The sequence below is a fragment of the Pseudomonas sp. NPDC087804 genome (assembly GCF_044742965.1).
Lineage (GTDB): Bacteria > Pseudomonadota > Gammaproteobacteria > Pseudomonadales > Pseudomonadaceae > Aquipseudomonas > Aquipseudomonas rustica.
Map to the genome: position 1 here is coordinate 17,555 of NZ_JBIUVN010000025.1, position 21,029 is coordinate 38,583.

21 protein-coding genes and 2 tRNA genes are annotated in these 21,029 nt (G+C 58.8%); 10 read left to right on the forward strand and 13 right to left on the reverse strand.

The features are described 5' to 3' along the window. Together ACIOMO_RS22555 and thiO are read left to right on the forward strand one after the other, a co-directional pair. The gene (locus ACIOMO_RS22555; protein ID WP_159815269.1) at positions 1–402 is read left to right on the forward strand and encodes a type IV pilin protein; all 402 of its coding nucleotides are present in this window, start codon (positions 1–3) and stop codon (positions 400–402) included. A 57-nt stretch (positions 403–459) separates the two neighbouring features. Further along, positions 460–1,560, forward strand: a complete 1,101-nt coding sequence (gene thiO, locus ACIOMO_RS22560) for a glycine oxidase ThiO (protein WP_401243662.1) — start codon at positions 460–462, stop codon at positions 1,558–1,560. An 89-nt stretch (positions 1,561–1,649) separates the two neighbouring features. Here thiO and ACIOMO_RS22565 read toward each other — a convergent pair whose 3' ends face one another. From ACIOMO_RS22565 to ACIOMO_RS22580, 4 genes are all read right to left on the reverse strand, one after another. Beyond that, on the reverse strand, positions 1,650–2,996 hold the full coding sequence (locus tag ACIOMO_RS22565) for a sigma-54 dependent transcriptional regulator (RefSeq protein WP_053123950.1): 1,347 nt from the start codon (positions 2,994–2,996) through the stop codon (positions 1,650–1,652). Next, on the reverse strand, positions 2,993–4,579 hold the full coding sequence (locus tag ACIOMO_RS22570) for a PAS domain-containing sensor histidine kinase (protein ID WP_159815278.1): 1,587 nt from the start codon (positions 4,577–4,579) through the stop codon (positions 2,993–2,995). The genes ACIOMO_RS22565 and ACIOMO_RS22570 overlap by 4 nt, the downstream gene beginning before the upstream one ends. After that, a complete protein-coding gene (locus tag ACIOMO_RS22575) occupies positions 4,569–4,808 on the reverse strand; it encodes a PP0621 family protein (protein ID WP_053123945.1) in 240 nt (79 codons plus the stop codon). Before ACIOMO_RS22575 ends, ACIOMO_RS22570 begins: the two co-directional genes overlap by 11 nt. A 126-nt stretch (positions 4,809–4,934) precedes the next feature. Further along, entirely contained in the window at positions 4,935–5,951 is a 1,017-nt protein-coding gene (locus ACIOMO_RS22580; RefSeq protein ID WP_053123943.1) for an outer membrane protein assembly factor BamD, read from the reverse strand. A 151-nt stretch (positions 5,952–6,102) separates the two neighbouring features. Between ACIOMO_RS22580 and rluD the strand changes: the two genes are divergently transcribed. The 5 genes from rluD (at position 6,103) to ACIOMO_RS22605 (ending at position 10,938) form a co-directional block, all read left to right on the forward strand. Further along, positions 6,103–7,065: a 23S rRNA pseudouridine(1911/1915/1917) synthase RluD gene (gene rluD / locus ACIOMO_RS22585; protein ID WP_034153865.1), complete on the forward strand. Its 963-nt coding sequence runs from the start codon at positions 6,103–6,105 to the stop codon at positions 7,063–7,065. Further along, the gene (gene pgeF / locus ACIOMO_RS22590; protein WP_401243666.1) at positions 7,062–7,784 is read left to right on the forward strand and encodes a peptidoglycan editing factor PgeF; all 723 of its coding nucleotides are present in this window, start codon (positions 7,062–7,064) and stop codon (positions 7,782–7,784) included. The genes rluD and pgeF overlap by 4 nt, the downstream gene beginning before the upstream one ends. 130 nt (positions 7,785–7,914) lie before the next feature. After that, a complete protein-coding gene (gene clpB, locus ACIOMO_RS22595; protein ID WP_401243668.1) occupies positions 7,915–10,479 on the forward strand; it encodes an ATP-dependent chaperone ClpB in 2,565 nt (854 codons plus the stop codon). A 297-nt stretch (positions 10,480–10,776) separates the two neighbouring features. Beyond that, positions 10,777–10,852 (forward strand) — tRNA-Asn (locus ACIOMO_RS22600). A 9-nt stretch (positions 10,853–10,861) separates the two neighbouring features. Further along, positions 10,862–10,938, forward strand: a tRNA-Pro gene (locus tag ACIOMO_RS22605). A 391-nt stretch (positions 10,939–11,329) separates the two neighbouring features. Here the strand turns inward: ACIOMO_RS22605 and ACIOMO_RS22610 are convergent. The 4 genes from ACIOMO_RS22610 to ACIOMO_RS22625 all read right to left on the reverse strand — a co-directional run bounded on the left by ACIOMO_RS22610 (position 11,330) and on the right by ACIOMO_RS22625 (position 14,067). Next, positions 11,330–12,628, reverse strand: coding sequence for an NAD(P)/FAD-dependent oxidoreductase (locus tag ACIOMO_RS22610; RefSeq protein WP_159815266.1), 1,299 nt, complete (start codon positions 12,626–12,628; stop codon positions 11,330–11,332). A 63-nt stretch (positions 12,629–12,691) separates the two neighbouring features. Then, positions 12,692–12,865 carry a DUF3094 domain-containing protein gene (locus ACIOMO_RS22615; RefSeq protein WP_007909875.1) on the reverse strand — a complete coding sequence of 58 codons (174 nt, stop codon included), beginning with the start codon at positions 12,863–12,865 and terminating at the stop codon, positions 12,692–12,694. 51 nt (positions 12,866–12,916) lie between these two features. After that, complete coding sequence (locus tag ACIOMO_RS22620; protein ID WP_053123933.1) at positions 12,917–13,444, reverse strand: MOSC domain-containing protein; 528 nt, start codon at positions 13,442–13,444, stop codon at positions 12,917–12,919. Further along, positions 13,441–14,067, reverse strand: coding sequence for a DUF1780 domain-containing protein (locus ACIOMO_RS22625; RefSeq protein ID WP_008078503.1), 627 nt, complete (start codon positions 14,065–14,067; stop codon positions 13,441–13,443). The genes ACIOMO_RS22620 and ACIOMO_RS22625 overlap by 4 nt, the downstream gene beginning before the upstream one ends. A 180-nt stretch (positions 14,068–14,247) precedes the next feature. On the opposite strand from ACIOMO_RS22625, the gene ACIOMO_RS22630 reads away from it, so the two are divergent. Further along, complete coding sequence (locus ACIOMO_RS22630; RefSeq protein WP_401243670.1) at positions 14,248–14,937, forward strand: energy-coupling factor ABC transporter permease; 690 nt, start codon at positions 14,248–14,250, stop codon at positions 14,935–14,937. Between the two features lie 27 nt (positions 14,938–14,964). Here the strand turns inward: ACIOMO_RS22630 and yacG are convergent, their stop codons facing one another. Genes yacG through pilB form a run of 5 tightly spaced genes read right to left on the reverse strand, consistent with a single transcriptional unit; the run spans position 14,965 to position 19,573 of the window. Continuing rightward, positions 14,965–15,165, reverse strand: coding sequence for a DNA gyrase inhibitor YacG (gene yacG / locus ACIOMO_RS22635; RefSeq protein ID WP_186625120.1), 201 nt, complete (start codon positions 15,163–15,165; stop codon positions 14,965–14,967). Further along, on the reverse strand, positions 15,162–15,785 hold the full coding sequence (gene coaE, locus ACIOMO_RS22640; protein WP_212550797.1) for a dephospho-CoA kinase: 624 nt from the start codon (positions 15,783–15,785) through the stop codon (positions 15,162–15,164). The genes yacG and coaE overlap by 4 nt, the downstream gene beginning before the upstream one ends. Beyond that, on the reverse strand, positions 15,782–16,654 hold the full coding sequence (locus tag ACIOMO_RS22645) for a prepilin peptidase (RefSeq protein WP_401243673.1): 873 nt from the start codon (positions 16,652–16,654) through the stop codon (positions 15,782–15,784). The genes coaE and ACIOMO_RS22645 overlap by 4 nt, the downstream gene beginning before the upstream one ends. Position 16,655: 1 nt before the next feature. Next, the gene (locus ACIOMO_RS22650; RefSeq protein ID WP_401243675.1) at positions 16,656–17,873 is read right to left on the reverse strand and encodes a type II secretion system F family protein; all 1,218 of its coding nucleotides are present in this window, start codon (positions 17,871–17,873) and stop codon (positions 16,656–16,658) included. A gap of 2 nt (positions 17,874–17,875) precedes the next feature. Further along, positions 17,876–19,573 (reverse strand): type IV-A pilus assembly ATPase PilB, encoded by a 1,698-nt coding sequence (pilB, locus tag ACIOMO_RS22655; RefSeq protein WP_401243677.1) that lies wholly within the window; start codon positions 19,571–19,573, stop codon positions 17,876–17,878. Positions 19,574–19,799: 226 nt separating this feature from the next. Between pilB and ACIOMO_RS22660 the strand changes: the two genes are divergently transcribed. Together ACIOMO_RS22660 and ACIOMO_RS22665 are read left to right on the forward strand one after the other, a co-directional pair. Then, positions 19,800–20,240 (forward strand): pilin, encoded by a 441-nt coding sequence (locus tag ACIOMO_RS22660; protein WP_401243679.1) that lies wholly within the window; start codon positions 19,800–19,802, stop codon positions 20,238–20,240. A 305-nt stretch (positions 20,241–20,545) separates the two neighbouring features. Further along, complete coding sequence (locus ACIOMO_RS22665; protein WP_053123917.1) at positions 20,546–20,896, forward strand: BON domain-containing protein; 351 nt, start codon at positions 20,546–20,548, stop codon at positions 20,894–20,896. Positions 20,897–21,029 lie beyond the last annotated feature (133 nt).

Genomic DNA, 21,029 nt, shown 5'->3' on the forward strand with positions numbered 1-21,029 from the left:
ATGCGCAGATCCAACCGCGGATTTACCCTGATCGAAATCATGATCGTGATTGCTATTATCGGGATCGTCATCACCATCGCCGCACCGAGCTACACCGAGTACCTGAAAAAGGGCCGCCGCGCCGAAGTGGTGTCGTTACTCTCGGAGCAGGCGCAGTCCCTCGAACGCTTCTACACCAAGAACAATGTCTACACCGGCATCACCGGGCTCAGCACGGGCAATGATTTCTACACCATCACCCCGACCATCGCTGACCAGACTTTCCTGCTGACCGCGACGCGTAAAACCGGGACGACCATGGCCACCGACAAGTGCGGGGATTTCACCCTGACCAACACCGGTGTCAGAAGCATGAACAACGCGACCACCGGGTTGACCACCAAGGATTGCTGGGGCCGCTGAGGCGCTTTCTTTCGGGCGCCTTTTGCGCCCACTGTCTTTTTTACGGTTGGATCAAACATGACCAGGCAACAGCAAGTGGTGATAGTCGGCGGCGGGGTGATTGGCCTGCTGACTGCCTACAACCTCGCCTCCGAAGTGCGCAGCGTGGTGCTGCTCGATCGTTCGAACCTCGGCCAGGAATCGTCCTGGGCGGGCGGCGGTATCGTTTCGCCGTTGTACCCGTGGCGCTACAGCCCGGCAGTCACCGCGCTGGCGCACTGGTCGCAGGATTTTTATCCACAGCTCGGCGAGCGTCTGTTTGCTGATACCGGGGTTGATCCTGAAGTCCACACCACCGGCCTGTACTGGCTGGATCTGGACGATGAAGCCGAAGCGCTGGCCTGGGCGAAGCGTGAAAACCGCCCGCTGCGGGCTGTGGATATCTCGGCAGCGCACGATGCGGTGCCGGTACTCGGCGGTGGGTTCGCGCGGGCGATCTACATGGCTGACGTTGCCAACGTACGTAATCCGCGCCTGGTGAAGTCGTTGAAAGCGGCGCTGCAAGCGATGCCGAACGTGACGATTCATGAGCAGTGCGAAGTCAGCGGGTTTGTTCGTGAAGGTGGGCAGGTCATCGGCGTCGAAACCTCCGGCGGCGTGATCAAGGGCGATCAGGTCGTGCTGACGGCGGGTGCATGGAGCGGTGATCTGCTCAAGACGCTGGATCTGACACTGCCGGTCGAACCGGTGAAAGGGCAGATGATTCTCTACAAGTGCGCGGCGGATTTCTTGCCGAGCATGGTGCTGGCCAAGGGGCGGTACGCGATTCCGCGGCGTGACGGGCATATTCTGATTGGCAGTACGCTGGAGCATGAAGGCTACGACAAAACGCCGACCGATGTGGCGCTGGAGAGCCTCAAGGCTTCAGCGGTCGAGCTGATTCCGGCGCTGGCGGATGCCGAAGTGGTCGGGCATTGGGCGGGGTTGCGTCCGGGTTCGCCGGAAGGGATTCCGTACATTGGCCGGGTGCCGGGGTATCAAGGCTTGTGGCTGAACTGCGGGCATTACCGTAACGGATTGGTGCTGGCACCGGCATCGTGTCAGTTGTTTGCGGATGTGATGTTGGGTCGTGCGCCGATTATTGATCCGGCGCCTTATGCGCCTGCGGGCCGCATTTAAAGCAAGATCAAAAGATCGCAGCCTTCGGCAGCTCCTACCTTGGAATGGGTTTCCTGTAGGAGCTGCCGAAGGCTGCGATCTTTTGCGATCTAATCCAGACCGAGTTTTTTCAGTCTGTACCGCATCGACCGAAACGAAAGACTCAAGCGCTGCGCCGCCGCCGTGCGATTCCAGCGCGTTTCCTCCAGCGCCTGCAAAATCAGCTTCCGCTCAACGTTCTCCAGATAATCTTCAAGATTGTCGATCTGCGTCAGATCCGCAATCCCGCCTTCCGCCGCACAATTACCCTCGCTCAGGCGTAAATCCCCAGCCTCGATCGTACGGTTTTCGCACAAGGTGTGCGCGCGTTCGAGCACGTTTTCCAGCTCGCGCACATTCCCCGGAAAGCGGTAATTTTTCAGCGCTTCCAGCGCCTGCGCATGCAAGCGCGCCGCCGGTTGCCCGGTGTCCTTGGCCAGACGCTTGAGCATGTGCGCCGCCAACACTTCAATGTCATCGCGCCGTTCACGCAGAGACGGCACACGCAATTCGATCACGTTGAGCCGGTAATACAGATCCTGCCGAAACCGCTCGGCAGCCACTTCCGCATCAAGATCCTTGTGCGTCGCGCAAAGAATCCGCACATCGACCACGGTTTCCTGCTGCCCACCGACGCTACGCACGGCTTTTTCCTGAATGGCGCGCAGCAGTTTCACCTGCATCGACAGCGGCAAGTCCGCCACTTCATCAAGAAACAAGGTGCCGCCATTCGCCGCCTGAAACAGTCCCGGCTTGTCTTCAACTGCGCCAGTAAAACTGCCTTTGCGATGGCCGAAAAACTCGCTTTCCATCAGTTCCGACGGAATCGCCCCGCAGTTCACCGGTACAAACGGCTGGCTCGCGCGTGGCCCTTGTTCGTGGATCAGTCGCGCCACCAGTTCTTTACCGCTGCCGGACTCACCGCTGATGTACACCGGGGCCTGACTGCGGGCGAGTTTGTCGATTTGCTTGCGCAAGCTACGCATCGGCAGGGAGTCACCGAGCAAGCGTCGATCAATCGACGTGCACACGGCGCCCGCCACCGGCATGCGCAGCGCGGTGGCGACCAGTTCGCGCAAGCGGGTGAGATCCACCGGTTTGGTGAGGAAGTCGAACGCCCCGGCCTTCAGCGCATTGATCGCCGTTTCAAGGCTGCCGTAAGCGGTGATCATCGCCACCGGCAGTTGTGGATAACGTTGTTGAATGTGCTGCACCAGATCCAGCCCCGTGCCGTCGGGCAGGCGCATGTCGGTCAGACACAGATCGAATTGCTCGCGCTGTAACAGCGCTTGGGCTTCAGCCAGATTACGCGCGCTGAAGGTATCGAGTTTCATCCGTCCCAGGGTGATTTCCAGGAGTTCGCGGATATCCGGTTCGTCGTCGACGATGAGAATTTTTTGCCGTGGGCTCGTGTTCAACTTTGTTTCCGTCCGTGAGCAAAGGTGATGCGAAAGCAGCCGCCGCCTTGGCGTGGTTTGAAGTCTAGGCGCGCTTGGTTGCTTTCGCACAGCTCACGGGACAGATAAAGCCCAAGGCCGGTGCCCTGGCTGCTGGTGGTGAAGAACGGTTCGAACAGATGCGCCTGCTCATCGACGGGCACGCCGGGGCCGTTGTCCTGCACTTCGAGCACTGCCAGTTGGCTTTCGGTGTCGACAAACAACGCCAGCCAGACCTCGGCCTGCTCGTGCAGCAGGGCGCTGTGGCGCCAGCCATTACGCAGCAGATTGTCGAGAATTTGCGTGAGCTGCGCAGGATCCATCAGCGTGGTGAAATCCCCAGAATTGATCCGCAGATGAATCTGTTGCTGTTCATTGGCCTGCTCGCGGCTTTCGTTGACGAAGTTTTCCAGCCACGGCTTGAGATCCAGCCGTTGCGGTGCGCTTTGCTGGCGGCGGGACAGTTGCAGGACGTTTTCGATGACTCGATTCATGCGTTTGGAGTGATCTTGAATGATCTGCGTCAGACGCCGGTCGGCGCCATCGAGTTCCTCGGATTCACCCAATAGCTGCGCGGCATGACTGATGGCGCCCAATGGATTGCGGATTTCGTGGGAGATGCCGGCGGTCAGTCGTCCAAGCGCGGCGAGTTTGAGTTGCTGCGCTTGTTGAGCGATTTGCGCGAGGTCTTCGAGAAACACCAGGGTTTGCTGGTTCGGGCTTTGTTCGAGGGCGATAAAGCTCGGCTGCAATTCCAGACCGTTACCGGGAATCTTCAGGCTTTGAGGACGCAAGGTCGGGTTGTTCAGCCACAGTTGCAGGCGATCGACGAGGGCGGGCGAATAGTCGTCGATCAAATGGCCCTGAAGGTGTGTGCGCGCTAGCAAGGTCTGCGCGCTGTGATTGGCCAGTTGCACGCGGCGTTGCTCGTCGAGTACCAGAATGCCGGTGCGCATGCGTTGCAGGATCAGCGCATTGAGCGCCTCAAGCCCGACGACTTCACTGGCGCGTTGTTCGGCCAGGGTCTCGCTGACTTCAAGCCGACGAATCAACCCTTGCACCAGCAAAGCGGCGGCAAAGCACAGCGCGCCGAGGGTGCCGGCCTGCAGATAATCGTTGGCCGTGAGGGGATGGCTGAAACTCAGCAAAAAGCTCGAGCCGACGATGCCGAGCGCGCCTATGGCAGCGATCAGCAGGCCGATGCGCCGGCGCAGCAAGGTGTTGCAGATCGCCACGGAAACGATCAGCAAGTTGCCGATGGCGCTGGCAACCCCGCCGGCGGCGTAGAACAAACCGCACAGCAGCAACACGTCGACCAGCGCCAGGCTGAACAACTGCGCCGGGCGGCGGGTGCTTTCGAGGAACACCACCAGCAGGATGTTCAGCACCAGGTACAGCCAACTGCCGCTGCGCAGCAAATCGTCGTCAATCGACGTCAGCAGGCGGTTGTCCATATTGCTGGAGATCAGCAGCACCAGCATGATGCCGACGCTTAAACGGTAGAGATGATAAAGGCGCAGCAGACGCTGAGCCTGTTTGCTGTCGGCGTTGGCTTCAGCGATCACGGGGGCCCGGGCCTTGCTCAAGGTGAGCCTGGCTGCAATACCACTGTTGTTGAACGCTCAATGCACGGTCGCGCGGCAGGTGCACGCCGCAGTGGGCGCAACGCACCATCGGCGCGGCGTCCTGTTCGCGAGGGGCGCGATTGGATTGATTGGCGGCGGGCGCCTTGAATTTACGCCACAGCCAGACAGCGGCGAAAATCAGGACGATCCAGAACAATAAACGAAGCATGATGAGCGGCTTTCCGACTAATGATCCGGCAGTTTAGCCAAGCTCCCGACAAGCGCACAGCCTATTAACGCGCGGCAATAAAAAAGGGAGATCCTGAGATCTCCCTTTTTTGTCCATCCGGTGTGATCAGTCGAACACGCCGAAGGTCATGTAGCTGAACCACGAACGGTCAGTGTCGCTCGACTCTGGCTCCGGCTCTTCGATCACGTCGCCGTTTTCGTCTTTAGGCTTCAGCTCGTTCGGGATCGCATCTTTCGCGTCCTGGTACTGCTTCTGCACGTCCTGGTTGGCGCGGGTTTCGCCCGGCGGCAGCGGTGGACGCGACTCGATCAGACCGAGGGTCGCCTTGCTCAGGAACGAACGGTTGTCCGCTTCAGCCACCGAAGGCACGAACTGGCCGTCTTGCAGGCTAGGGTGGTTCGGGTAGTTGAGCTTCAGGGTTTCCAGGCTGGTGTTGGCCAGTTCGTCCAGGTGCAGACGCTGGTAAGCCTCGGTCATCACCGCAAGGCCGTCACCGACCGATGGGGTTTCCTGGAAGTTTTCCACCACGTAACGACCACGGTTGGCAGCGGCTACATAAGCCTGACGGGTCAGGTAGTAGTCGGCCACGTGGATTTCGTAGGCTGCCAGCAGGTTGCGCAGATAAATCATGCGCTGCTTGGCGTCCGGCGCGTAGCGGCTGTTCGGGTAGCGGCTGGTCAACTGAGCGAACTCGTTGTACGAGTCGCGGGCAGCGCCCGGGTCACGCTTGGTCATGTCCAGCGGCAGGAAGCGCGCCAGCAGGCCGACGTCCTGGTCGAAAGAAGTCAGACCTTTGAGGTAATACGCGTAATCCACGTTCGGGTGCTGCGGATGCAAACGAATAAAACGCTCGGCGGCGGATTTTGCAGCTTCCGGCTCGGCGTTCTTATAGTTGGCGTAGATCAGCTCCAGCTGTGCCTGATCGGCGTAGCGACCGAACGGATATCGCGACTCCAGAGCCTTCAGCTTGGCTGTGGCGCTGGTGTAGCTGTTGTTGTCCAGGTCAGTCTGAGCCTGCTGATATAGCTCGGCTTCGCTGAGGTTTTCGTCTACGACTTCCTTCGATGAGCAAGCAGCGGTCAATGCGAGGATGGCGATCAGCAGCAGGTGTTTCACTTGCATGGCGGCTTGCGTCCCTATGACGGCCGCTGTCTTGGGCGGGGCCGTCCTGTTATGATGAGCGCCCCGTTGAAAAGCCTCGGGGCAAAAGACGCCGTATTTAACCACAAGCGCGCAGCCGAAACCAAAAGCTGTGCCGACGCACAGTCAGAGCATGTCCGATAAAATTGAACTTCGCGCAGAGGTGCCGTCCGAATTGGGCGGCCAACGCCTCGATCAAGTCGCTGCCCAACTCTTCGCTGAGCACTCTCGCTCGCGCCTTTCCGCCTGGATCAAAGAAGGTCGCCTGACTGTGGACGGGGCGGTCATCCGCCCTCGCGACATCGTGCACGGCGGTGCCATCCTTGAGCTGACTGCCGAGCAGGAAGCCCAGGGCGAGTGGATCGCCCAGGACATCGAGCTCGACATCGTCTATGAAGACGACGACATTCTGGTGATCAACAAGCCTGCGGGCCTGGTGGTGCACCCGGCTGCCGGTCACGCCGATGGCACGCTGCTCAACGCCTTGCTGCACCATGTGCCGGACATCATCAATGTCCCGCGCGCCGGTATCGTGCATCGTCTGGACAAGGACACCACCGGTTTGATGGTGGTGGCCAAGACCATTCAGGCGCAGACAAAGCTTGTTACTCAATTGCAGAGTCGCAGCGTCAGCCGCATCTATGAGTGCATCGTGATTGGCGTGGTAACGGCCGGTGGCAAGATCAACGCCCCGATCGGTCGCCATGGCCAGCAGCGCCAGCGCATGGCGGTGATGGAAGGCGGCAAGCCTGCCGTCAGCCACTACCGCGTGCTGGAGCGCTTCCGTTCCCATACCCACGTACGGGTAAAACTGGAAACCGGTCGTACTCACCAGATTCGCGTACATATGTCGCACATCAACTTCCCGTTGGTCGGCGATCCGGCGTACGGCGGTCGTTTCCGCATTCCGCCAGCGGCCAACCCGACGATGGTGGAATCGCTCAAGCATTTCCCGCGTCAGGCCCTGCACGCGCGCTTCCTTGAGCTGGATCATCCGACGACCGGTGAGCGCATGAGCTGGGAATCGCCGCTGCCAGAAGATTTCGTCTGGCTGCTGACCCTGCTCAAGCAGGATCGCGAGGCCTTCATCGGATGAACTGGCTGACGCCGGACTGGCCCGCGCCGGCCAGCGTCAAAGCCTGCGTCACCACCCGCGAGGGCGGTGTCAGCGAGGCGCCGTTCGACAGCCTCAATCTGGGCGATCATGTCGATGATCGTCCTGAGGCCGTTGCCGAGAACCGTCGACGTCTCACCGATCACTTCTCTATACAGCCTGCCTGGTTGCAGCAAGTTCACGGGATTACCGTGGCGCATGCTGATCCGGGCATTGTTGCGACCGCTGATGCGAGCTGGACGGCAACGCCCGGTATTGCCTGCGCGGCGATGACGGCGGATTGCTTGCCGGCATTGTTCTGCGATCGCGCTGGCACTCGCGTGGCGGCGGCCCATGCCGGTTGGCGTGGTCTGGCGGCGGGTGTCCTTGAAGCGACGCTCGATAGCCTCGATATTCCGGCTAATGACGTTTTGGTCTGGCTCGGCCCGGCGATTGGCCCGAAAGCCTTTGAAGTCGGCCCGGAAGTTCGTGAAGTCTTCATCAGTCAGTTGCCGGAAGCGGCAAACGCCTTCGTGCCGAGCGCCAATGCCGGCAAGTTCATGGCGGACATCTATCTGCTGGCGCGCCTGCGTCTGGCAGCCCGTGGAGTCACAGCTGTTTATGGTGGCGGTTTCTGCACCGTGACCGATCCGCGCTTCTTCTCCTATCGCCGTGCTTCGCGCACCGGACGCTTCGCCTCCTTAGTTTGGCTCACCCGCTAGACTGTCTGATCTGCATCAACTCTCTGACGCTTGAATCTTCCAGAATCGACCGCATCTATAGGGGTATCTGGCAGGTTTCTTTATTCAGGATGGTTTCTTAGGTCCGGCCTGCTCAAAAGGAAGGTGACTTATGCGAATAGACCGTTTAACCAGTAAATTACAGTTGGCCTTGTCCGACGCCCAGTCGTTGGCAGTCGGCCACGATCATCCGGCGATTGAGCCGGCGCATTTGATGCAAGCCATGCTTGAACAGCAGGGTGGTTCGATCAAACCTCTGCTGATGCAGGTGGGCTTCGACGTCAACAGCTTGCGCAAAGAGCTGACCAAAGAGCTCGACCAATTGCCGAAAATCCAGAACCCGACTGGCGACGTCAACATGTCGCAGGATCTGGCACGCCTGCTCAATCAGGCTGATCGTCTGGCGCAGCAGAAGGGCGACCAGTTCATTTCCAGCGAACTGGTACTGCTCGCCGCGATGGACGAGAACAGCAAGCTTGGCAAGTTGTTGCTCGGTCAGGGCGTGAGCAAAAAAGCTCTGGAAAACGCCATCACTAACCTGCGTGGCGGTGAAGCGGTGAATGACGCCAACCACGAGGAGTCGCGTCAGGCGCTGGATAAATACACCGTCGACCTGACCAAGCGCGCCGAAGACGGCAAGCTCGATCCGGTGATCGGCCGTGACGACGAAATTCGTCGCACCATTCAGGTTCTGCAACGCCGCACCAAGAACAACCCGGTGCTGATCGGTGAACCTGGCGTGGGTAAAACCGCGATTGCCGAAGGTCTGGCCCAGCGCATCATCAATGGCGAAGTGCCGGACGGCCTTAAAGGCAAACGTCTGCTCTCGCTGGACATGGGCGCGCTGATCGCCGGTGCCAAGTATCGCGGTGAGTTCGAAGAACGCCTGAAGTCGCTGCTCAACGAGCTGTCGAAGCAGGAAGGGCAGATCATTCTGTTTATCGACGAACTGCACACCATGGTCGGCGCCGGTAAGGGCGAAGGTTCGATGGACGCCGGCAACATGCTCAAGCCTGCACTGGCGCGCGGCGAGTTGCACTGCGTTGGCGCGACCACGCTCAACGAGTACCGCCAATATATAGAGAAGGACGCTGCGCTCGAGCGACGCTTCCAGAAAGTCCTGGTGGATGAGCCGAGCGAAGAAGACACCATCGCCATCCTGCGTGGCCTCAAAGAGCGTTACGAGGTTCACCACAAGGTAGCGATCACCGACGGCGCGATCATTGCGGCGGCGAAGCTCAGCCATCGCTACATCACTGACCGGCAGCTGCCGGACAAGGCCATCGACCTGATCGACGAGGCCGCCAGCCGCATCCGCATGGAAATCGACTCCAAGCCGGAAGTGCTCGATCGTCTGGAGCGTCGCCTGATTCAGTTGAAGGTGGAATCCCAGGCGCTGAAGAAAGAAAGCGACGAAGCGGCGATGAAACGTCTGGAGAAACTCCAGGAAGAAATCGTCCGTCTCGAACGCGAGTATTCCGATCTGGAAGAAATCTGGAACTCGGAAAAAGCCGAGGTGCAGGGTTCTGCGCAGATTCAGCAGAAGATTGAACAGTCGCGTCAGGAACTGGAAGCGGCACGCCGTAAAGGCGACCTGAACCGCATGGCCGAGTTGCAGTACGGGGTGATCCCGGATCTGGAGCGCAGCCTGCAAATGGTCGATCAGCACGGCAAGAGCGAAAACCAGTTGTTGCGCAGCAAGGTGACTGAGGAAGAGATCGCTGAGGTCGTGTCGAAGTGGACCGGCATCCCCGTGTCGAAAATGCTCGAAGGCGAGCGCGACAAGTTGATGAAGATGGAAAGCCTGTTGCACAAACGGGTGATCGGTCAGGAAGAGGCGGTGGTCGCCGTCGCTAACGCAGTACGGCGTTCGCGCGCCGGGTTGTCCGACCCGAATCGCCCAAGCGGCTCGTTCATGTTCCTCGGCCCGACCGGTGTCGGTAAAACCGAGCTGTGCAAGGCGCTGGCCGAATTCCTCTTTGATACTGAAGAGGCGATGGTGCGGATCGACATGTCCGAGTTCATGGAGAAACATTCCGTGGCGCGTCTGATCGGTGCGCCACCGGGATATGTTGGCTATGAAGAGGGCGGTTACCTGACCGAGGCGGTGCGTCGCAAGCCTTATTCGGTGATCCTGCTGGATGAAGTCGAGAAGGCGCACCCGGATGTGTTCAACATCTTGCTGCAAGTGCTTGAGGATGGTCGCCTGACCGACAGCCACGGCCGTACGGTGGACTTCCGCAACACGGTGATCGTGATGACTTCGAACCTGGGGTCGGTACAGATCCAGGAACTGGTCGGTGATCGTGAAGCGCAGCGTGCTGCGGTAATGGATGCACTGACGTCGCACTTCCGTCCGGAGTTCATCAACCGGGTCGACGAAGTGGTGATCTTCGAGCCGCTGGCGCGGGATCAGATCGCAGGCATTACCGAGATCCAGTTGGGTCGTCTGCGTACACGTCTGGCCGAGCGTGAGCTGAAGCTGGAACTGAGCCCGGAAGCGATGGACAAGCTGATCGCTGTCGGCTACGACCCAGTGTATGGCGCACGTCCTTTGAAGCGTGCGATTCAGCGCTGGATCGAAAACCCGCTGGCGCAATTGATCCTCTCGGGTCATTTCATGCCAGGCGACACGGCAACGGGTGTGGTCGAGAACGACGAAATCGTTTTCAACTAAGCCCAAAGGCCAATGAAAATTGGCAGGCCCCACCTTGTGGGGCCTTTTTTTTCGTTAGGCTGTTGAACTCAAAGGAAAAGGCTTGTAAAGTGCGCCCCGCAGTCAGTCGCCAAGACGGTTTCAACTCACTGAGCTGAAATCTGAAATAAGTTGCAAATCATTAACTTGAAAGCAATTTAGGGGGTTGACAGAGGTGTTCTAGGTTGTAGAATAGCGCGCCTCAGACACACGAACGCAGCGATGCGAACGAGTGACTGGAAGCAGTAAGTTTCACCGTTGTAAATTGAAATATGTAGTTCCGTGATAGCTCAGTCGGTAGAGCAAATGACTGTTAATCATTGGGTCCCAGGTTCGAGTCCTGGTCACGGAGCCAATTTCAAGCCGGGGTATAGCGCAGTCCGGTAGCGCGCCTGCTTTGGGAGCAGGATGTCAGGAGTTCGAATCCCCTTACCCCGACCATATTAAAAATCCTCGTATCGAAAGATACGGGGATTTTTTTTGTCCGCGAAAAACCTCAGCCACCTTCAGCAATCTCGAGGAGAAGAATTGTCTGTGTGTAACCCAGATCCACTGTAGGAGCTGCCGCAGGCTGCGATCTTTGGCTTTTAAGGGTTACAGCAGTTCAAAGCACTGCTGCGTCAAGTCCTGTGAAACCAGGCCGATCAGAGCGAGATCAAAAGATCGCAGCCTTCGGCAGCTCCTACATTGATTGCGGTTGTCTGGCGGTTTTATGGGCAGCGCAAAAAAAAGTGGGAGCCAGCCTGCTGGCGATGGCGGTAGCACAGTCGAAATCAATGTCGACTGACACATCGCTTTCGCGAGCAGGCTCACTCCCACAGTTTTTAGATCATCAATGCAGCTTCAGGCGTGGCTCCGTGCCGCGACCAATCTTGCTGCCGAGCATCAGCATCGCCGTGCGAAACGGCCCATAAAGCGCCATCTGGTGCATGCGGTAGAGCGAGACGTAAAACATCCGCGCCAGCCAGCCTTCGAGCATCACGCTGCCTGTCAGGTTGCCCATCAAGTTACCCACAGCCGAGAAACGCGACAGCGAGATCAGCGAGCCGTAGTCGGTGTACTTGTACTCCGGCAGGGTTTTGCCTTCGATGCGCAGCTTCAGCGATTTAGCCAGCAACGACGCCTGTTGGTGCGCCGCTTGAGCACGCGGCGGTACGTTGCGATCCGAACCCGGTTGTGGGCAGGCCGCGCAGTCACCGAAGGCGAAGATGTTTTCATCGCGGGTGGTTTGCAGCGTCGGCAGCACTTGCAGTTGATTGATGCGGTTGGTTTCCAGGCCATCGATGTCCTTGAGGAAACCCGGCGCGCGAATCCCGGCCGCCCAGACTTTCAGACTGGCCTTGATCTCGTTGCCGTCGGCAGTGATCAGGCTGTCCGCCGTCACTTCGCTGACCGAGGCGTTGGTCATCACATTGACGCCGAGTTTCTCCAGGGTCTTGTGCACAGGCCCGCTGATGCGCTCCGGCAGGGCAGGCAGCACCCGTGGCCCGGCTTCGATCAGGGTGATGTGCATGTTTTCCGGTTTGATCCGATCCAGCCCATACGCCGCCAGTTCATGCGCCGCGTTGTGCAGTTCAGCGGCCAGCTCGACCCCAGTTGCGCCAGCACCGACGATCGCCACGCTGATCTGCTCGACCACATCAGTTTGCCCGGCATGCGCACGCAGATAGTGGTTAAGCAGTTGCTGATGAAAACGCTCGGCCTGTTTGCGGGTATCGAGGAACAGACAGTGCTGCGCCGCGCCCTGAGTGCCGAAATCGTTGGTGGTGCTGCCGACGCTGATGACCAGCGAGTCGTACTGCACTTCTCGCGCCGGCACCAGTTCGACGCCGTTTTCGTCGTAAGTCGCGGCCAGCTGGATTTTCTTCTGCGCGCGATCGAGCCCGCTCATGCGACCCAGCTGAAACTCGAAGTGGTTCCATTTGGCCTGGGCAACATAGTTGAGTTCGTCTTCGGAGGAGTTCAGCGATCCGGCGGCCACTTCGTGCAGCAACGGTTTCCAGATGTGCGTCAGGTTGGCGTCGACCAGCATCACGCTGGCGGTGCCGCGTTTGCCCAGAGTCTTACCCAGACGGGTAGCCAACTCCAGACCGCCGGCGCCGCCGCCGACAATAACAATACGATGGGACATAGGGATAACTCGCAAGGTTTTTAAAGGAAATCGGTGCGGTTACCCAAGCGAGCGCCAAGCTGCTCATAGCGTCAGGTAACTGATAAATCGGCTCAACAGGCCCAGACCAATGGTCACTGCCAGCACCAGCACGAGGAGCATCCACGGCCGGAAAGGCCGGCGCTCGACTCGGTGTTGGGACAGTTGCAGGTACTCTTCGACATGTTTCTGGTCTTCGGGGTTCAGGCGGCTGGTCATAAATGCCTCGTCAGGTAGACGTTGCTGAATGGGCAGAAGCTACAGCGGTTTTTATCCGGGGTTGAACGCAGCATAGCCGCTGTCCGGAACCGGCTCGACAGACACGCCATCATCGAGGCGAATGATCCCGCTTTGTAACACCCGCGCGGTAATTCCGCCATGCCCGCGCACGGCTTGAAAGGTGCCGGGGCCGAGGTTGTTTTGCAGGCGTGCACAAGGCTGACACCAACCGGTGGTTTCGAAGATGGCCTGACCGATGCGAAAGCGCCGACCTTTCAGGCTAAACAAATTGATACCGCTGATAACGAGATTGCGCCGCAGATCTTCAGGCTTGACCGGTTGATCGTCGGGGCGGCCCATCAATGCATTGATCACTGCCAGATGCTCCCACTGAATCAGCGTCACCTGCCGCGCATTACGCACACCGGGGCGTGCATGATCGCCGGTCAGCCCGGCCTCAAGTCGTGCCTCGACGGCATCCAGCTCAATCATCGGCCCACGAGACTCCGGACGCACACCGATCCAGCGCACACGTCCGGTTTGCGGCACATCGGCGATCAACTGCTGAAGCGGCGTCACAGGCTGATCCCCACATCAAAAACGATACTGCGGCCAAGGTTACTGCGCAGAAAATCCGGGGCATCCGGATGGGCGAACAGTACGCGGGCGAAGGTCGGGCCGACTAGCGACAGCGAGCGCCAGCCCTGACGCAGATACTCGGTGGGCGGCGGGAAGTGGCTGTTCAAGTCCAGCACTTCGCGCTTGAGGCTGGCGAAGGCAATGATGTCCAGCTCACCCAGATCCATGCCGCGTTCTTTGTAGTTGTGGGCTTTTTTGCGCAAAGTCGGCGCCAGTCGCATAAGGAATTCATTGGCCGGGATGCGCTTGGGCTTGGCTTCACGGCGCACCAGTTGGCTCAGCGAAAAAGCGCTGCGCCGACGCTGCAGTTCGTCGCGCCATTCATCGTTGAGGCGACGGCCTTCATCAAGGACGAAAAATACTTCGAAATTGGCATCGCGAAACAACACGTCCGGCGGCTCACCGGCCGGGGCGAACTCGTCGGCGCGATAGGGGATGTTCAAGCCTTGCAGCAGGCGCTGGCAGACCCAACGCTCACGCTCCCATTTGCGGGCATTGGACAGGAACGCGTTGGCTTGCTCGGCCGCGATGGTCAGCAGGCGTAAATAATCTGAGTCATCCATAGGCCCAAGCTTAGCGTTCAAATGCGACAAGCAGAAAGCTTTGCTTGAACCGCCCGTTCACCTTGCCCTTGTAGGAGCTGCCGAAGGCTGCGATCTTTTGACTGTAAAAAGAACAAGATCAAAAGATCGCAGCCTGCGGCAGCTCCTACGGGGGGATGTGCGCAGAAAGGTGAGGGAGTCATGATTGGAGCTGAACTGCTGTCGACGGCAAGCCTGACGCTCGGCTGGCTGATTTACCTGCCGGTGCTGCTCTGGGCGATCGTGCGTGCGCCGTGGGTCGAGTTGTTCAGTGACAGCCGCCGTCAGCATTTGCTGTTCGGCACGGTGTTCGCGTTGTTTCTGCTGTGGCTGGTGCGCAGGGATTTCGACACCGGCGTGTCGTATCACTTTATCGGCATGACCGCAGTGACCTTGCTGCTGGACTGGCCGCTGGCGATTGTCGGCGGGCTGGTGGCGCAGATCGGACTGGTGTTGCTCGGGCGTCAGGATCTCGCGGCGATGGGGGTCAACGGCTCGCTGTTTATTCTGCTGCCTGTGCTGATCACCGAGTGCGTGGCAATTCTGGTCGAGCGCGCGCAACCGCGTAATCCCTTCGTGTATATCTTCTGTTCAGGGTTTCTGGCTGCTGCGCTGTCGGCGTTGGTTTGTCTGCTGCTGAGTCTGATGCTGCTGTGGTACGACGGCGTCTTCGCCATGCCGGAATGGCTGGAAGATTTCATCGGTTACCTGTGGCTGATCATTTTCCCTGAAGCGTTTATCAACGGCATGGTCATCAGCGCGCTGGTGGTCTTCAGCCCGGAATGGCTGGAGACCTTCAACCGCACACGCTACCTTTCGGCGCCGTGGAAGGACGACGATCCCAAGCGTTGATCCCCAGCCGATCTGCCCTCATCGCGATCAGTGACGAGGATCGAAATCGCCGGAAAACAGTTCGTCTTCAGCGTCTGGCGCGACCGGAATCTTGTGTTCTTCCGACGCCCAGGCGCCGAGGTCGATCAGTTTGCAGCGCGCGGAGCAGAACGGACGAAATTCGCTTTCAGGGGTGAATTCGACGGGTGCGCCGCAGGTTGGGCATTCAACGGTAGGAATCTGGCTCATGCTTGGCCTCCGGATAAAGTCAGGTAAAAGTGATGCAGACGCTCGACTTCGCTGTGCAGCCAGGCGAGGTCGCGGTCGTTGACCACCACGTCGTCGGCGCGGCTCACGCGGTCTTCACGGCTCGACTGGGCCTTGAGGATCGCCTGAACCTGCTGTTCGCTGGTCTGGTCACGCTGCAAGGTGCGTTCGATCTGCAATTGTTGCGGGGCATCGATCACCAGGATTCGCTGGGTCATCGCGTATTGCCCGGATTCGATCAACAGCGGCGACACCAGAATCGCGTAAGGCGATTTTGCCAGCGCCAGATGATGAGCGATTTCCTCGCCGATCAACGGATGCAGCAAGGCTTCGAGCCAGCGCCGCTGTTCTGGAATCTCGAAGATCAGTTTGCGCAGGGCCGCACGATCCAGCGTGCCGTCCGCTTGTAACACGCCGGGGCCGAAATGCTCGGCAATCTTGGCCAGCGCCGGCCGGCCCGGTTCGACCACCCAGCGCGCGGCGTGATCCGCGTCGACGACATGAATGCCGAGGTCGATAAAGTGCTGGGCAGCGGCACTTTTGCCGCTGCCGATGCCGCCGGTCAGGCCGAGAATCCAGGGTTTTTCCACAGGGGTATTCATTTCAAACCGACAAACTGCCAATAGAAGTCGGTTATTTGACCACCCCAGAGCAAGGCAATCCAGCCGGCAATTGCCAGATAGGGGCCGAAGGGGATCGGCGTCGAGGTTTCCTGCTGGCGCAGGCGCAGCAAAATCACACCGATGATCGCGCCGACCAGCGATGACAACAGAATGGTCAGCGGCAGAATCTGCCATCCGCCCCACGCGCCGAGCAGCGCCAATAACTTGAAATCACCGTGGCCGATGCCGTCCTTGCCGGTGAGCAATTTGAACAGCCAGAACACCGACCACAGCAGCAGATAACCAGCCACCGCGCCCCACAGCGCAGCGTGCAATGGCACGAACAAGCCGAAACTGTTGACGATCAACCCCAGCCACAACAAGGGCAGCACCAACACATCGGGCAGCAATTGATGTTCGGTGTCGATCAGGCTCATCGCCAGCAAACCCCAGGTCAGGAAGATCAGCAGACACGCCTGCCAGCCAAAGCCGAAGTGCCAGGCGATAAATGCCGAGAGCAGGCCGCAGGCCAGTTCGGTCAGCGGATAGCGTTTGCTGATGGGGGCTGCACACGCGGAACAGCGGCCGCGCAGCCACAGGTAACTGAGCAGCGGAATATTTTCCCACGCCCGAATTCGATGCCCGCAATGCGGGCATTGCGAGTGCGGCAGCATCAGGTTGTAGGTAGGCAGCGGCGTTTCGCCGGGCAGGCCGAGGACGTCCTGGGCCTGCTGGCGCCAATCGCGTTCAAGCATCTTCGGCAGACGCCAGATCAGCACGTTGAGGAAGCTGCCGACCACCAGCCCGAGCAACAGCGCGGTGATGACAAAGGCCAGCGGATACAGAGCAAACAGTTCGTTGATGGGCATATCAGATCGCTGAGCCGAGTTGAAAGATCGGCAGATACATCGCCACCACCAGAACGCCGACGATCACCCCGAGCACCACCATGATGAACGGCTCCATCAGGCTGGTGAGGTTATCGACCATGTTGTCGACTTCCTCTTCATAGAAACCGGCAACCTTGTCGAGCATCTCGTCGAGTGCACCGGACTCTTCACCAATCGCAGTCATCTGTACGGCCATGTTGGGAAAAATGCCTGTGGTGCGCATTGAGAAATTCAGCTGCATGCCGGTGGAAACATCCTGACGAATACGCAGAATCGCGCGCTTGAACACCACGTTGCCGGCGGCGCCAGCCACCGAGTCCAGCGCTTCAACCAGCGGCACGCCGGCGGCAAATGTTGTCGACAGCGTTCGGGCGAAACGCGCGACGGCGGACTTGTACATCATCGTGCCCACCAGCGGCAGTTTCAGTAGCCAGGTGTCGCGCCGATCACGCAACGCCTGAGATTTTTTCAGCGCATGACGGGTGCCGAAAAACGCCGCGATCAGTAAGCCGAGAATCGCCCACCACCATTGCTGCATGAATTCTGAAAGGCTGATCACCATCAGGGTGAAGGGCGGCAGCTCAGCACCGAAACCTGAGAACACTGACTGAAATTGCGGCACCACTTTGACCAGCAGAATCCCGGTGACCACCGCAGCGACCAGCACTACGGCGGTCGGGTAGGTCATGGCTTTCTTGATCTTGGCTTTAAGCGCTTCGCTTTTTTCCTTATAGGTCGCGACGCGCTCCAGCAAGGTGTCGAGCGCACCGGACTGCTCGCCGGCGTCGACCAGGTTGCAATACAACTCGTCGAAATACTGCGGCTTCTTGCGCAACGCGGCGGCGAAGCTGTTACCGGCAGCAACTTCCTGCTTCACCTCGTCGACCAGTTTGCGCATGGCCGGGTTATCGAAGCCTTCGCCAATGATGTCGAACGACTGCAACAGCGGCACGCCGGCCTTCATCATCGTTGCCATTTGCCGGGTGAACAGGGCGATGTCCTGCGCCTTGATGCGTTTGCCCAGACTCAGCCACGACACGGATTTCTTGCGCACCTTGCCCGGGTTGATCCCTTGTTTGCGCAGTTGCGCCTTGACCAGCGCCGGATTCTGCCCGCTCAACTCGCCGGTAACTTTGCTGCCTTTGCGATCCGTGCCTTCCCAGGCATAGATGCTGATTTTCGCTGCCTTGACCGCCATGTTCAGTCCTTGGTGACCCGATTGATTTCTTCAAGGCTGGTGATGCCTTGCATGGCCTTGTGCAGACCCGAGGTGCGCAGGTCATCGAAGCCGTCGCGGCGCATTTGACTATCGATTTCCAGCGAGTTGCCTTCGGCCATGATCAACCGTTGCAGCTCGGGAGTGTTTTTCACCACTTCATAAATCCCCACGCGGCCCTTGTACCCGCCGTTGCAATGATCGCAACCAACCGGCTCGTAGATCGTGAAATGACCGATGCGTTCCTCGGGGAAACCTTCCTTGATCAAGGTTTCACGGGGGATCTCGATGGGTTTCTTGCAGTGGCTGCACAATTTGCGCGCCAAGCGCTGGGCAATGATCAGGCTCACCGACGTGGCGATGTTGAAGCCGGGAATGCCCATGTTGTGCAGGCGCGTGAGGGTTTCCGCGGCGCTGTTAGTGTGCAGGGTCGAAAGTACGAGGTGACCGGTCTGCGCGGCTTTGATCGCGATCTCGGCGGTCTCCAGGTCGCGGATCTCACCGACCATGATCACGTCCGGATCCTGACGCAGAAACGAGCGCAATGCCTGAGCGAAGTCGAGGCCTTGGCGCGGGTTGACGTTGACCTGATTGATGCCTTCCATGTTGATCTCCACCGGGTCTTCAGCGGTGGAGATATTGATGTCGACGGTGTTGAGAATATTCAGCCCGGTGTACAGCGACACGGTTTTCCCCGAACCGGTGGGGCCGGTGACCAGAATCATCCCCTGTGGCTGCTTGAGTGCGGCCATGTACAAGTCTTTTTGCGCTGGCTCGTAGCCGAGCGCGTCGATACCGATCTGCGCGCTGGACGGGTCGAGAATTCGGATCACCACTTTTTCGCCCCACAGGGTCGGCAGCGTGTTGACGCGGAAGTCGATCGACTTGCTCTTCGACAGGCGCATCTTGATCCGCCCGTCCTGCGGTTTGCGCCGCTCGGAGATGTCGAGGCTGGCCATGACTTTCAGGCGCGCGGCGATGCGCCCGGCCAACTGGATCGGTGGCTTGGCCACTTCACGCAGAATGCCGTCGGTGCGCACGCGCACGCGGTAGTTTTTTTCGTAGGGTTCGAAGTGCAGGTCGGAGGAGCCGCTTTTGATCGCGTCGAGCAGCATCTTGTGCACGAAACGCACGACCGGCGCATCGTCGGCATCCGGGCCCATGCTCTCCTGTTTAGCATCGTCGATGGCCTCGACATCGAGGCCGTCGAGGTCGACGTCGGCCATGTCTTCGAGCCCCGAGGCATGGGTGTCGAAGAATTTTTCGATGGCATCGGTGAGCTTGTCGTCCTCCACCAGAATGGCTTCGGTGTTCAGCCCGGTGCTGAACTGAATGTCGTTGATCGCCTGATGATTGCTCGGGTCGGAAATGCCCACGAACAGTTTGTTGCCACGCCGCCACAAGGGCAGGGCGTGATGCTGGCGCACCAGTTTTTCACTGACCAGGCCTTTGGGCTGTGTTTCCTTGTCCAGACAATTGAGGTCGAGGAACGCCATGCCGAAGTGTTCCGAAGCGATCTCGGCGACCTGCCAGCTCTTCACCAGTTTGTTCTGCACCAGGTAGCTGACCAGCGATAGCCGATTGCGCTGGGCCTGTTGCCAGGCTTGTTGGGCGCTTTTTTCCGTGAGCAGTTCGGCCTGCACCAATTGCTTGGCCAGACCGCTCAGAGCGATGTCATTCATGGGGATTCCGCACGCTTGCCGTTCATGACTTATAGCCTAGTCAACCGGCAGCGCCAAACATGCCGGGCGCAGGTGACAAAAAGTGTCAGATAGTGCGGTCAGAGGTTGTAGGAAACGGCGTCGCGACCGCTGTGCGCCCAGCGTGCAGGGTCTGGCGGCCGTTGGCATGGGCTATGCTGCATCCCTTGCAGATCATGAGATTTCGACTCATGCATGGAGCGTGTCTATGAAAAAACAACAAGGTTTTACGCTGATCGAACTGCTGATCGTAGTGGCGATCATCGGGATTCTGGCGACCATTGCCCTGCCGCAGTACACCAAGTATCAAGCGCGGGCGAAGGTCACGGCGGGTCTGGCGGAAATCAGCGCGCTGAAGATTCCGTTTGAAGACACGATTAACCAAGGGACTGACCCAACGCTTGCGCTAGTCGCCGGCAATACTACGTTCACCACCACTAACTGCGGGAAAGTAGAGGCGTCAGGTACTGCGTCTTCCGGGGCAGGCAGTATCGTTTGCACACTGGCCAACGCACCGGCTCCGGTGCTGGGCAAAACGATCACGCTGACTCGTTCTTCCGGGACAGGCTCGGCAGCGGGCGTCTGGAGTTGCGCATCGACGGTCAACGCCGACTACGCGCCTAAAGGCTGCCCAGGTAGCGGTACTTAATAGCGATCCTACATTGACCTTCGACTGAAACATGCCCCGTTTACGGGGCATTTTCTTTGGCCGGGGCTAAATAAAAGCTTCAATAATTTCAGCGTCTTAGGAACTTTCCAAAAAACCGCAACTTGCATGCGATTAATCTGCAAGTCATGCAAATTGCATGAATCCGGAAATTTACGTTTTTGCTAAGTCATTGATTTATAAGTTTTATATGTCGTCGAAAAAGTTGGCACAGCGTTCGCAATGTATATGGCAACCCTGCTGACAAGACACGCAGCAGACTTTCCAGAAAAACAGGAGTTACTCGTATGAAGAAGTTCGCTATCACTGCCGCTGCTGCTACCGCGCTGACCCTGACCATGGCTTCCGGCGCATTCGCCCAAACCACTCAGACTGCTCCAATGACTTTGGCTGCTGGTGAAGTTACCCAAGCTAAAGAAGCTACTTCCGATACCTGGATCACCACCAAAGTCAAAAGCGACCTGGTTACCGAAAAAGGCATCCCAGGCACTGACATCAAAGTAGAAACCAACAAAGGCGTCGTTTCGCTGTCGTCGACTGTAGCTGTGACTGAATCGCAGAAAGCTACCGCTGTTGCGATCACCAAGAAAATCAAAGGCGTCAAAGCGGTCTCCGCTGACGGCCTGAAAGCCGAGTAAGGCTAAGGCTTCTCGCCTGAACCGGGAGAAGACGCGACAGGCGGGCCGAGCAATACGTCTGCCGCACCTTTAGAGTTCATGCGAACGGCCACACGGATGTGGTCATTACGGGCCCCGACACTTGTGTCGGGGC